We start from the raw sequence: 12,417 nt of genomic DNA on the forward strand, positions 1-12,417 counted from the left end.
TCAGGCCGCCTTGTCCAATCCGAACGCATCATGGAGGGCTTGCACCGCAAGTTCCATATATTTCCGTTCGATCAGGACGGAAATCTTGATCTCTGAGGTTGTGATCACCTTGATGTTGATCCCCTCTGCGGCGAGCACCTCGAACATTTTCGAGGCGACGCCCGCATGGCTGCGCATCCCGATGCCTACGACCGATACCTTGGCGACATCGGTATCTGCGACGAGGTCGTGAAAATCGATCTCGTCCTCTTTCTTGGCCTTTTCCATTGCGTCGCGCGCGCGGGCGACCTGGTTGACCGGGCAAGAAAACGTCATATCCGTCCGGCCCTCTTCGGATATGTTCTGAACGATCATGTCCACGTTCACCCCGGCCCTCGCCAGCGGGCCGAAGATCGCAGCCGCGATGCCGGGGCGGTCGGCGACCGAGATCAGCGTCATTTTTGCCTCGTCGCGCTGATAGGCGATGCCAGAGACCACATTCTGTTCCATGATTTCCTCCTCGGCGCAGACCAATGTGCCGGAGTTGTCGTCGGTATCCTCGAAGCTGGAGAGCACCCGAAGCTTCACCTTGAAGCGCATGGCCAACTCGACCGATCGCGTTTGCAGCACCTTCGCGCCAAGGCTTGCCAGTTCGAGCATCTCCTCGAATGCGATGCGGTCCAGCTTTCGCGCCTTGTCCTCGATCCGCGGATCGGTGGTATAGACGCCGTCGACATCCGTGTAGATGTCGCAGCGCACCGCGTCGAAGGCGGCGGCAAAAGCCACGGCTGTCGTGTCCGAGCCGCCCCGGCCCAGCGTGGTGATCCGACCCTCGGGGCTGATGCCCTGGAACCCGGCCACGACGGCCACCCTCATGCCTTCGGCGAATTTCTGGTCGATATTGTCGCGCGGGATTTCCTCGATCCGTGCGGCGGAGTGGGCAGAGCTGGTCTTCAACGGTACCTGCCAGCCCTGCCAGGATCGCGCGGGCACGTCCATTTCCTGAAGCGTCAGCGCCATCAGCCCGGCGGTCACGTTCTCGCCTGAACTGACCACGGCGTCGTATTCGCGCGCGTCGAACAGGGGCGAGGTTTCCTCGACCCAGCCGACAAGCTCGTTGGTTTTGCCCGACATTGCCGAGACGATGACGATCACGTCATGACCGCGCTCGACCTCGCGCTTGACCTTCTCGGCGGCATTTCTGATCCGCCCCAGATCGGCCACCGAGGTGCCCCCGAATTTCATCACCAGAACCGGCATCTTGGCCTTTCGCCCCGTCTATGTTCCGGCATCGTGTAGGGCAAAGCCCGGATACGGGCAAGATCACAAGATCAACAGGGGTGGGGCGTGCGGTCCCAGGTCACGATGCCGCCCGCCCCGCCCATGCCGACATGTTGGGGTGGGCGAGGGCGGTGCGATGCTTTCTCAGTTGGTCTTGCGCCCGATCGCAAAAGGAAGCGGGGCGACGGGGATGCCCTCGTCAATGAGTTTTTTCGCATCTTCGAGCTTGGCCTCGCCGTGAATCGGACGCTCTGGGGTTAGTCCCTCATGCATGTCGCGCGCCTCTTGCACGAAACGCAGTCCGACGTAATCCGAATTTTCCTCGACGTGCCGCCTGAGCGCGGCAAGCGCCTGCTGGGCGGGGTGGGCAGGAGCGGCAAGCCCTGTTTCCGGCGGCGGCGGGGTGTCGTCGGCTGTACTGCTGGCGACATTGGGCGCCATCAGCCCCTTGTCGACGCGCCTGCCGCCGCAGATCGCACAGGCAAGCTGTCCGGCGGCATGCAGCGCCTCGAAGGTCTCGGCCGATTGGAACCAGCTTTCGAAGCGGTGTCCTTCGGCGCAATTCAGCGTGTAACGGATCATCCCGTCGCCCCGTTGCCAAGGATAGCGCAGTAGATAGCGACTGTGCAGAACAATGCAAAGGGCGGCTTGACCGGGGGCGGCGGCGCGATATCTGCATTTGGAGTTGCGATCCGCGGAAGGAGTGACCAGTTGCGTCCGCTGAACTTTCTGGCCGCCTTGTCGTTTTGCGCTGTTGCCGCGGCTGCCGCCCCGGCCGCGGAAGGGTTTCGTTTCGACTCCATCGACGGAGGCGAAATCGCGCTGGGCGATTACCGTGGTCATCCGGTCCTTGTGGTCAATACCGCCTCTGAATGCGGCTTTACCCCGCAATACGAGGGGCTACAGACCCTTTACGACCGATATCGCGACCGGGGGCTGGTGGTGCTGGCCATCCCGTCCGACGATTTCAAGCAGGAACTGGACGATGCCGCCGCGGTCAAGGAATTCTGCGATGTCAATTTCGGCCTGACCTTGCCAATGACCGGGATCACGCGTGTCAAGGGGCCGCAGGCCCATCCCTTCTATCGCTGGCTTGAGACGGAACACGGCTTTACGCCGGGGTGGAATTTCAACAAGGTGTTGCTGGGCCCCGAGGGGAATGTCGTGGCGACCTATGGCGCGTTCACCAAGCCGCTCTCCGCCAAGCTGGCCCGCAGGATCGAGGGAATGCTGAACTAGGCTTGCCGTTTTCGAACATCGTTTCGAACCGCGCGGTCAAAGCTCGCCTCTCTCGTTCCTGTAAAGCGGTGCGAAGCGATGGGATGGAACATGAATGGCGCCTCTTTTCTTGCACGTTTCAGGCTTTTGCGACGGCCGGGTGCCTTGCCTGGCCCAGCCGGTAAATCGGCCATGATCCGCGCCTTTGCCGCCATCGACCTGCCCGGAGATGTCCGAGATCGTCTTGTACGCCTGCAAGAGGCAATGCAGATCGGCCGCCCCGTTCCGCTCGAAAACCTGCACCTGACGCTGGTTTTCCTTGGCGAATTGCCCGAGCAGGTGTTGGACGAGGTGCATCTTGCCTTTTCGCAGATCAGGGCCGAGCCTTTCGAATTGACGCTTTCGGGTCTTGATCTGTTCGGCGGGCACAAACCGCGCGTTCTCTATGCGCGGGTGACGCCGAACCCGGCGCTTGAGCATCTGCAATCCCGCCTGGCCCAGGCGGCACGCATGGCCGGGGCGGCCGTCGAGGGGGGGCGTTTCGTTCCCCATGTGACGCTGGCATACCTGAACGTGGCGCGCACCGGGCGGGCCCGGATCAATCGTGCCGTGGTGGACAACATGGGATTCCAGGCCGGGCCGATCCCGGTCAACGATATCGCGCTTTACCGTTCCGACCTCGGGCGCGGGCCCGCACGCCACCGGGAACTGGCGCGATATCCCCTTTTTGCTTTGTCGGATCCGCCGCCGCCCGCATAATGGGCAAAACGGAGGAGACATGATCTGGCCAATCGCCCCCAACCGGGGTCTCGGACCTCTTTTACTGGGCATGTCGCCCGAGAATGTTGCGAGACTGTCCGGGATGGGACGTGCCGAGCATGTCTATCGTGGCCGCGATGGCCGCATGATGGAATATCGCGGTCTCGACGCGCCTATCTGCGACTATCGCGACGGGCGCCTTTGCCGCATCGTGGCGGGACGCAAGGTCAGGGATGTGCAATTTTCCGGCGTCGACCTCTTCGCCGCCGAGACCCTGACCGTCTTGCGGCTGCTGGAAACTCGCCTGGGGCCGGTAACGCTATGTGCCGAGCAACTGTTTTTCGGAGAGGCCAATCTCTGTCTGGCCGGGTTCTACGATGCCCATGATCACCAGTGTTTCGATCCGGCGACCGAGTATCACGATGAACGCAGCGTGGTTCTGTTTGCACCAGGCGAGGACGGAACGGAGGGTGCGACGTACGAGGTTGTGAGTTTTCTCTAGGCCCTTTGCGGGGCGGTGGCCGAATGTGGCCGGCACCGCCACAACTCTGCGCGAAAGCCGCGGTTCAGGCCGGTTGATTCATCTGGTCGGGTGCCGGGCGGGCAAGGGCGGGTTCGCCCATAAGGCGGGAAAGCTCAGCCAGAAGCGGATCAAGGCCCTTGCCGCTGTCGCGTATGCGGTCAAGCGCGGCTCGCGCCCTGTCGGCCATCCCGGCCTGTTCGTCTGCGTCGAGTGCGGCCAGTGCCTCTGCCAGTTCATCGGCATTGGCAATCCGACGGGCCGCGCGGGCAAAAGTCAGCGCGCCGTAGGCCGAGGTGAAATTTCCAACATGCGGCCCGTGCAAGATCGCCGAGTCATGAGCGACCGGTTCGAACGGGGTGTGACCGCCCTTGTCAACAAGCGAGCCGCCCACGAAAGTCATCCCGGCCAGCCGGTACCACAGCCCCATCTCGCCCATCGTGTCGGCCAGGTAGACCGCGGTTTCCGCTCCGGGAAATTCACCGCGTGAACGGGTGGCGAAGGGCAGCCGCATGCGCGCGATACGCTTGGCGATCTCGGGGGCGCGGCGGGGATGACGCGGCGCCAAAATCAGGCGAAGCATCGGGTTTGCGCGCCGTGCCCTGGCAAAGCCGGTCAGGATCACGCCTTCTTCGCCATCATGGGTCGATGCGGCCAGAAGCGTGGCCTCACGCGCGAAAAGCGGCTTGAGGCGATCAAGCACGGCAGCGTCGACCTCGTCTTCGGGGTAGGCGCCGGACTTGAGATTTACGACCGGCCCGGCCCGACCCTCGTCCAGCCCCAGCGCTATGAAGCGTTCGCGCGAGGCGCTGTCCTGGGCCGAGAGGTAGGACACCGCTGCCAGTGCAGGTCGGATCAGCCCCGGCAGGTATGCCCAGCGTGACGCGCTTTTTGCCGACATCCGCGCGCCCAGCATCACCACCGGACGTCCCAGGCGCGCCATCTCGGCCAGGCGATTGGGCCATAACTCGCTTTCGATCAAGATCAACGAATCTGGCTGCCAAGCTGCGATGAAGCGGCGCAGCGCGATCCGGTAGTCTAGCGGCGCCAAGCGCGCCTCGACCCGATCCAGCGCCCAGCCGCGAACTAGGTTGCGCCCGGTCACGGTATTGCAGGTAACGACCATGCGCGCGGTGGGCAGGCGCTCATGCATCACCGTGATCAGCCCGCGCGCCGATGTCACCTCGCCGTTCGAGGCCGCGTGAAGCCAGATCACCGGACCGCGACGCAGACGAGAAGGGCCGGTGCCGCCCAGCCGCTCGGCAGCCTCGTCGCGCCGGCGCGCCAGGCGCAACCCGATCAGCGGGGCCGCGAGCAAGAGGATCAGGCGGTAAAGTTTCACGGGCAAGGGTCCGGGGCAAACTCGGCCAAGGGTTACGCGGGCATTCGGCCGCTGGCAACCCACAGGCGAAAATGGCTTGTCAAATGACGAATTTTGGACTCACTTTTTTTTGAGCGGAATTGATCTGGGTCAAGGTCTAGACTTGGAGGAATTCTAACCTGAAGCCGACGCGTGAACCCAAAATGAACGGTGCTACCCATGAAACGCTTTCTTACCACCGCGCTCCTGACCACTGCGCTGGCGACCCCGGCTGCCGCCGAGGATCTGCGTCAGCTTGCGCTGGACTATTTCGAGCCGCTGCCCTCCACGATCCCGCAGATGGCCGATAACCGCATCACTCCCGAAAAGATCGAATTGGGCAAGGCACTTTTCTTTGATCCGCGCCTCTCGGCCTCGGGTGTCTTCTCGTGCTATTCCTGCCACAACCTGACCACTGGTGGCGATGACAACATGGAAACCTCGGTCGGTCATGGCTGGCAGAAGGGTCCGCGCAACTCGCCCACGGTGTTCAACGCGGTGCTCAACATTGCCCAGTTCTGGGATGGCCGCGCCGAAGATCTCAAGGAACAGGCCAAGGGCCCGGTTCAGGCCGGTGTCGAGATGGCCAACACCCCCGATAACGTGGTCGCCACCCTGAACTCGATGGACCAGTACAAGGCATGGTTCTCGGATGCCTTCCCCGACGAGGCCGAACCGGTCAGCTTTGACAACATGGCCCGCGCGATCGAGGCATTCGAGGCCACGCTGATCACACCCGCGCCGTTTGACGCCTATCTCAACGGTGACGACATGGCGCTGACCGACGTGCAGAAAGAGGGGCTGGAACTGTTCGTCGACAAGGGCTGCACCACCTGCCACAACGGCGTGAACCTTGGCGGCAACGGCTATTACCCGTTCGGCCTGGTCGAAAAGCCCGGCGCCGACATCCTGCCCGAAAGCGACAAGGGCCGTTTTGCCGTCACCGAAACCGCCTATGACGAGTACGTCTTCCGCGCTGCGCCGCTGCGCAACATCGCCGAAACCGCGCCCTACTTCCACTCGGGCAAGGTTTGGGATCTCAAGGTCGCGGTTCAGGTCATGGGTATCGCCCAGCTGGGCGAAGAGGTCAGCGACGAAGAGGCCGATAAGATCGTGGCCTTCCTCGAAAGCCTGACCGGCGAGGTGCCCGAGGTGACGCTGCCGGTGCTTCCGGCCGAAAGCTCGACCACCCCGCGCCCGGATATCATGGTTCACGAACACTGAGCGGGCATATCTGTCTTCAAGCTTGGAAAAGGGGCCGGCCTTGGGGCTGGCCCCTTGCTGTTCGAGACAAGAAAACGAAGGCGCCAGCCACAGTCAGGAAACAGACGGGCCCGCACAGACGGGACCGCGCGGATCAAGAGCCTCCCGATTGGGGCGGTGATCAGTCTTCGGTTGAACCAGGGGGCATATCGTAAAGCGACCAGCCATGATCTCGCCCGGTGGGCGGAAGATCACTGTCCTTGAGATGGGCCTGCATGAAAGTCTTGGCGATGAAATTCGCCGTGATCGGCGCAGTCAGGAACAGGAACAGAGTGATCAGCAACTCGTGGAATGAAAAACTGCCCTTTACCAGCAGGAAATAAAGCATCGAAGCGATCAGCACGCCGCCCACGCCAAGCGTCGTGGCCTTGGTCGGTGCATGCAGTCGTTGCAGCGTGCTTTGCAATTTGATCAGCCCGAAAGAGCCCACCAATCCGAATACACCGGATACCACCAGGAAAAAGGCGATTACGATTTCGGTGATCATCCCCATATTTGCCTCACTCGATGATGTCGCCGCGCAGAACGAAACGGCAATAGGCAACAGTCGAGACAAAGCCGACCATGGCGACCAGCATGGATGCCTCGTAGTAGATCGCGGTGCCGTGCGATATTCCATAAAGGATCAAGAGGGCGATCAGGTTGATGACCATCGTGTCCAGCGCCAGGATGCGGTCGGCCACGTCCGGCCCCCTGACGATGCGCCAAAGGTTGAACAAGAGCCCCAGCCCGTAACAGCCGAAGGCAAAGGTAAGGGCCGCCTCGATCATTGAAAGATCTCCTTCAGTCGCCGCTCATAGCGCGCCTTGATATCGTCGCGCACCCCTTCGGGATCGTCGGTATGCAGGCAATGCACCAGGATCGCGCGCCCGTCAGAGGCCAGCATGGTTGACACGGTGCCCGGTGTCATGGTGATCGTGCCGGCCAGCACCGTGATCGCCTCGGGCGATGTCAGATCAAGAGGTATGTTGATCCAGTGCGAGTGGATTTTCTCGTTTCGCTTGAACGCGATGATCTTGGCCACCTGGACGTTGGCGACCACGATATCCCACAGCACGATCAGACCGTATTCCACGACCATCAAAGGGCGGCGTAGCCGGGGGCGGTTCGGCCAATAGACCGACGTAACCAATGGCAGGACAATCCCCAGGATGACGCCGAGCAACAGGTTGCCGGGGGTGATCGTATTGACCAGCCCAAGCCAGACCAGCGTCAGCGTGACGCTCATCAACGGGTGCGGGAAAAGGCGATTCAACATGACCTAGCCCTCATGCCCGGTGGCGAGGACAGCCTCGATATAGCCATCGCGGTCGAAAAGCTGTGTCGAGGTGTCCTCAAGAAAGTTGGTGATCGGACCGGCCAGCACCGCCAGACCCGCCATGAGGGCAATCGCCGCGATCACAGCCGCCAGTTCCAGCGGCGTCGCGGGGGACGGTGCATCGGTGGGCTGGGCCTCTGTTTGTGGTGTGTCGGGGGGGGTGGTTTCGGTCGCGGTTGATTTCCAGAACAGCACGCTGCCTGCCCGTGCCAGGCCAACGATCGTCAGAAGCGACCCGACAAGGATCACCGACCAACCGACGACCAGGTGTTCGGGCGCACGCAGCGCGTCCAGCACCATCAGCTTTCCAAGAAAGCCCGACAGGGGCGGCATACCCGCCATACCGATGGCCGCGGCAAAGAAGATCGCCGCATACAGCCCGTTCTGCACCGTGGCGGACTGCGGGCTCAGCCTGTCGCTGCCCCGGCGTGTCAACACGAGATCGGCCAGCAGGAACAGCGCGGCCCCGGCAAGGGTCGAATGCAAAAGGTAATAAAGCGCAGCCGTCGTCGCCTGCGGCGTGAACGCGGCCACTGCCAGCATCAGCGTCCCCATCGAACCCACGACAGAGAAGGCCAGCATCGGCATCAGTCGCCTTGCCCCCATCACGCCGACCGCCCCGACCGCCATCGTGATCGCCGCTGCCGGGAACAGCCATGTGCCCGGCAACCCGTTGGTTGCAATGACATCGGGGCCAAAGACCACCGTGTGCATCCGCAAGATCGCGTAGGCGCCGACCTTGGTCATCACGGCAAACAGGGCGGCGACCGGTGCGGGCGCGTTCGCATAGGTGCCTGGCAACCAGAACTGCACCGGGAAAAGCGCGGCCTTGATTGCGAATACGATCATCAACAGCATCGCCGCGACGCGCACGAGGGCGGCATCCTCAAGAGGGATCTCGCGCACCCGCAGCGCAAGGTCCGCGATGTTCAACGTACCGGTCGTTGCGTAAAGCGTGCCCAGCGCGAACAGGAACAGGGTGGACCCGGCAAGGTTCATCACCACGTATTGAAGCCCCGCGCGAAGGCGCACGCCGCCCCCGCCATGGATCATCAGACCGTAAGAGGCGATCAGCAAGACCTCGAAGAAGACGAAAAGGTTGAAGGCGTCCCCGGTCAGGAACGCGCCGCAGATCCCCATCAACTGGAACTGGAACAGCGCGTGGAAATGCCGCCCGCGCCGGTCCCATCCACTGGCCGCGGCATGGGTAAGAACGATCAGTGCCAATACCGCGGTCAGCAGCACGAGAATTGCCGAAAGCCGGTCCAGAACCAGCACGATGCCAAAGGGGGCAGGCCAGTCGCCCAGCCGGTAGACATGGGTTTCCCCACCTGCGGCCAGCACGGTCAGCCCCAGCGCGATGAACGCCAGCGCGAGCGCGCCCGCGAAAGAGGCTGCGCGCGCCAGCGTGATGTCGTGGCGCATGACAAAGGCGATCACCGGAGCCAGCAGCGCGGGCAGGATGACGGGGGCAATGATCCAGTGATTCATGCGCTGGCATCCCCGTTTTCGGCATCGTCCTCGCGTTCCATGTCGATCCGGTCATGCCCGTTTTCAAGGAAGGCGCCGAGCGCGATCATCACCAGAACCGCCGTCATCCCGAAAGAAATCACAATGGCCGTCAGAACCAGGGCCTGCGGCAGCGGATCGGTATAGGTCGCATCGGCGTATTTCGAAAGGATCGGCGGGGCGTCAACCGCCAGGCGGCCCGAGGCAAACAGGAACACGTTCACCGCGTAAGACAACAGCGCCAGTCCCAGGATCACCGGAAATGCCCTGAGCCGCAGCACCAGGTAGATGCCGCCTGCCGTCATGATGCCAACCGCGCTTGCAATCACGAGTTCCATCTCAGCCCCCCTCTGCCTGCGCCGCCTCGACCCGCCGGGAGGGGTCGTAATCCATCGGTTCTACATTGACGGTTTCCCCGGCAAATCGCGCGATGCGCGAGAGGCTGTAAAGCATCAGCATCACAGCGCCAAGCACGGTCAAGAACACGCCCAGGTCAAACAGGAAAGCCGAGCCCAGCCCGAATTTCTTGATCCCCGGCAAGTCGAAATAGCCATAGGCGCTTGTCAGGAATGGCTTGCCCGCCAGCCACGCGCCCGCACCGGTCAGACCAGCGATCACCGCGCCAAGACCGATCATCGTGTGATACTCGATCTTCTGCCGGGCCTGCGCCCACGCAAAACCCGAAGCCATGTACTGCATCAACAGCGCGATCGAGATCACCAGACCCGCGATAAATCCGCCACCTGGCTGGTTGTGGCCACGCAAGAAGATGTAGATGCCCACCATGACGGCGATCGGCATCATGGCGCGCGTGGCGACCACCATCATCAGGGGGTGCCGGTCTCGCGAACGGTCGTTGGAGTAATCGGAATTTCGTAGCCGACGTGCCGCCGGACCGTCCAGCAACGCCTCCATCAGCGCAAAGATGGTCAGGCCCGCAATTCCCAGGACGATGATCTCGCCGTAGGTATCGTAACCGCGAAAGTCCACCAGGATCACGTTGACAACGTTCGTGCCACCGCCGCCGGTATAGGAATTGGCAAGGTGGAAATCGGAAATCACGCTGACATCGCGCAAAAGGAACGCAAAGGTCAGCATGGCAACGCCCACCCCGGCGGTCACCGCGATGGCCCCATCGCGCGCGCGCCGGGCGGGCGAGCTTTCGCAAGGCGTTTCCTTGGGCAGGAAATGCAGCGCCAGCAAAAGCAGCATGATCGTCACGGTCTCGACCGAGATCTGGGTCAAGGCAAGGTCGGGCGCGGAAAGGTAGATGAAACCGCCTGAAACCATCAGGCCGATGATCCCGATCACGACGAGGGCCTGGAAGCGTTGCCGGTGCAGTCCGACCATCGAGGCCACGGCCACCGCCAGCAATACCCAACCCACCGCGACCACGGCCGGAACCGGCAGCATCTCGCGGGTGGGCGCGCCCAGCCCGCCACCGCTCCAGGCGATGTAGCCCATGGCCACGGTTGCGGCGATGAAAATCGCCAGGTAACGGCTTATCGCGCCGTTATGCAGCCCGCTGCTGACCCTGTCCGAGACCGCCGTCAGCCCGTTCACCAGCCCGTCAAAGATTGCCTTGGCCTCTGGGCGGGGCGCGGCCTGCCATACCCTGTCAAGCGGTCGGTGCAGCGCCAGCAGCACGAACCCGCCCGCCACGGCGATGATCGACATGAACAGCGCGGGCGTGATGCCGTGCCACAATTTCAGGTAGACATTCAGCGACTCGCCGGTCACCGCGCCGGCGGCCACGTTGACCAGCGGCCCGGCCACAGCCGCGGGGAAAATGCCGATCACGATCACCAGCATCGCCAGAAGTGCGGGCGAGGCCCACATGCCGAGGGGCGGGTCGTGCGGTTTGGACGGGTAGTCGTCGCGCACGGGGCCCAGGAACACATGGGCGATGAAGCGGAAGGAATAGGCCACCGACAAGACCGCGCCCAGGGTGGCCAGAACCGGCACCGCGTAATGGCTGCCGGCCCAGACGGTGTGCGCGGCCTCTTCGAGCATCAATTCCTTCGAAAGGAACCCGTTCAACAGCGGGATGCCCGCCATCGACAGCGCGGTAATCGTGCCCAGCGCCGCGGTCACGGGCATCAGCCGGGCAAGGCCGCCAAGCCGCTTTATGTCGCGGGTATGCGCCTCGTGATCGACGATCCCGGCGGTCATGAAAAGCGCCGCCTTGAAAGTCAGGTGGTTCAGCACGTGGAACACCGCCGCCGCCGCCGCCATCTTGGTGCCAAAGCCCAGAAGCATCGTCAGAAGACCAAGGTGGCTGACCGTCGAATAGGCCAGCAGCGCCTTGAGATCGTCCTTGAACAGCGCGATCACCGCGCCCAGGACCATCGTGATCAGACCCGTCGTGGCAACGATGTAGAACCACGCCTCGGTCCCGGCCAGAACCGGCCACATCCGCGCCATCAGGAATACGCCCGCCTTTACCATCGTGGCCGAGTGCAGGTAGGCCGACACCGGCGTGGGGGCGGCCATCGCGTGCGGCAACCAGAAATGGAAAGGAAACTGCGCCGATTTGGCAAAGGCCCCGATCAGGATCAGGATCAGCGCGGGGATGTACCATTCCGAGGCGCGGATCGCCTCGCCCTGTTGCAGGATATCGGTCAACTCGTAGCTGCCCACGATATTGCCCAGGATCAGCATGCCCCCGATCATCGCCAGCCCCCCCGCGCCGGTAACAGCCAGCGCCATGCGCGCGCCTTGTCGACCCTCGGGAAGGTGTTTCCAATAGCCGATCAGCAAGAACGAAGTCAGGCTGGTCAGTTCCCAGAAAATAAGTAAAAGCAATATGTTGTCAGAGATCACGATGCCCAGCATCGCGCCCTGGAACAACAGAAGGTAGGTGTAGAACTGTCCCATCGGGTCGTCGGCCGACAGGTAAAAGCGGGCATAAAGCGTGATCAGCAGGCCCATCCCGAGGATCATCCCCGCGAACATAAGGCCCAGACCGTCGAGGAAAAAGCTGACCGATAGCCCCAGTTGCGGCAGCCACTCTATCCGGGTCTCGATGACCTCGCCCTGCATCACCTGCGGCGCCAAAAGACCCAGCATCACCAGCGCCAGCGCGGTGGGCAGCGCGGTAAAGCTGGCACAGGCTGTTCGGCCCGCACGCACCATGACCCCCGGCACCAGTGCGCCGAGGAAGGGCAGAAGGGCAATGATCGGAAGAAAGCTGTTGCCGCTGGTCATCCC

At 62.7% G+C, this 12,417-nt stretch carries 13 protein-coding genes; 4 read left to right on the forward strand and 9 right to left on the reverse strand.

Going from position 1 to position 12,417, the window contains the following annotated elements; translation table 11 throughout:
- Together EV663_RS00655 and EV663_RS00660 are read right to left on the reverse strand one after the other, a co-directional pair.
- Positions 1-1,239 carry an aspartate kinase gene (locus EV663_RS00655; RefSeq protein WP_132949839.1) on the reverse strand — a complete coding sequence of 413 codons (1,239 nt, stop codon included), beginning with the start codon at positions 1,237-1,239 and terminating at the stop codon, positions 1-3.
- 165 nt (positions 1,240-1,404) lie between these two features.
- On the reverse strand, positions 1,405-1,842 hold the full coding sequence (locus EV663_RS00660) for a DUF1178 family protein (protein WP_132949840.1): 438 nt from the start codon (positions 1,840-1,842) through the stop codon (positions 1,405-1,407).
- A 138-nt stretch (positions 1,843-1,980) separates the two neighbouring features.
- Between EV663_RS00660 and EV663_RS00665 the strand changes: the two genes are divergently transcribed.
- The 3 genes from EV663_RS00665 to EV663_RS00675 all read left to right on the forward strand — a co-directional run bounded on the left by EV663_RS00665 (position 1,981) and on the right by EV663_RS00675 (position 3,739).
- Positions 1,981-2,499 (forward strand): glutathione peroxidase, encoded by a 519-nt coding sequence (locus EV663_RS00665; RefSeq protein WP_425057112.1) that lies wholly within the window; start codon positions 1,981-1,983, stop codon positions 2,497-2,499.
- A 171-nt stretch (positions 2,500-2,670) separates the two neighbouring features.
- Entirely contained in the window at positions 2,671-3,237 is a 567-nt protein-coding gene (thpR, locus tag EV663_RS00670) for an RNA 2',3'-cyclic phosphodiesterase (RefSeq protein ID WP_165910101.1), read from the forward strand.
- A gap of 19 nt (positions 3,238-3,256) precedes the next feature.
- Positions 3,257-3,739 (forward strand): hypothetical protein, encoded by a 483-nt coding sequence (locus EV663_RS00675; RefSeq protein WP_132949842.1) that lies wholly within the window; start codon positions 3,257-3,259, stop codon positions 3,737-3,739.
- Between the two features lie 64 nt (positions 3,740-3,803).
- Here EV663_RS00675 and EV663_RS00680 read toward each other — a convergent pair whose 3' ends face one another.
- Positions 3,804-5,099 (reverse strand): 3-deoxy-D-manno-octulosonic acid transferase, encoded by a 1,296-nt coding sequence (locus EV663_RS00680; RefSeq protein WP_132949843.1) that lies wholly within the window; start codon positions 5,097-5,099, stop codon positions 3,804-3,806.
- A 198-nt stretch (positions 5,100-5,297) separates the two neighbouring features.
- Here EV663_RS00680 and EV663_RS00685 point away from each other — a divergent pair, with 198 nt between their 5' ends.
- Positions 5,298-6,341 carry a cytochrome-c peroxidase gene (locus tag EV663_RS00685; RefSeq protein ID WP_132949844.1) on the forward strand — a complete coding sequence of 348 codons (1,044 nt, stop codon included), beginning with the start codon at positions 5,298-5,300 and terminating at the stop codon, positions 6,339-6,341.
- A 160-nt stretch (positions 6,342-6,501) separates the two neighbouring features.
- Here EV663_RS00685 and EV663_RS00690 read toward each other — a convergent pair whose 3' ends face one another.
- From EV663_RS00690 to EV663_RS00715, 6 genes are read right to left on the reverse strand one after another with little or no spacing between them, the layout of a single operon-like run.
- Positions 6,502-6,873 carry a Na+/H+ antiporter subunit G gene (locus EV663_RS00690; RefSeq protein WP_132949845.1) on the reverse strand — a complete coding sequence of 124 codons (372 nt, stop codon included), beginning with the start codon at positions 6,871-6,873 and terminating at the stop codon, positions 6,502-6,504.
- A gap of 7 nt (positions 6,874-6,880) precedes the next feature.
- The gene (locus EV663_RS00695; protein WP_132949846.1) at positions 6,881-7,150 is read right to left on the reverse strand and encodes a K+/H+ antiporter subunit F; all 270 of its coding nucleotides are present in this window, start codon (positions 7,148-7,150) and stop codon (positions 6,881-6,883) included.
- A complete protein-coding gene (locus EV663_RS00700; RefSeq protein WP_132949847.1) occupies positions 7,147-7,638 on the reverse strand; it encodes a Na+/H+ antiporter subunit E in 492 nt (163 codons plus the stop codon). The genes EV663_RS00695 and EV663_RS00700 overlap by 4 nt, the downstream gene beginning before the upstream one ends.
- A gap of 3 nt (positions 7,639-7,641) precedes the next feature.
- On the reverse strand, positions 7,642-9,189 hold the full coding sequence (locus EV663_RS00705) for a monovalent cation/H+ antiporter subunit D (RefSeq protein WP_132949848.1): 1,548 nt from the start codon (positions 9,187-9,189) through the stop codon (positions 7,642-7,644).
- On the reverse strand, positions 9,186-9,545 hold the full coding sequence (locus EV663_RS00710; RefSeq protein WP_132949849.1) for a Na+/H+ antiporter subunit C: 360 nt from the start codon (positions 9,543-9,545) through the stop codon (positions 9,186-9,188). Before EV663_RS00710 ends, EV663_RS00705 begins: the two co-directional genes overlap by 4 nt.
- 1 nt (position 9,546) lies before the next feature.
- Positions 9,547-12,414: a monovalent cation/H+ antiporter subunit A gene (locus EV663_RS00715; protein ID WP_132950389.1), complete on the reverse strand. Its 2,868-nt coding sequence runs from the start codon at positions 12,412-12,414 to the stop codon at positions 9,547-9,549.
- Between the last annotated feature and the right edge of the window lie 3 nt (positions 12,415-12,417).

The sequence above is a fragment of the Rhodovulum bhavnagarense genome (assembly GCF_004343505.1).
Taxonomy (GTDB): Bacteria; Pseudomonadota; Alphaproteobacteria; order Rhodobacterales; family Rhodobacteraceae; genus Rhodovulum; species Rhodovulum bhavnagarense.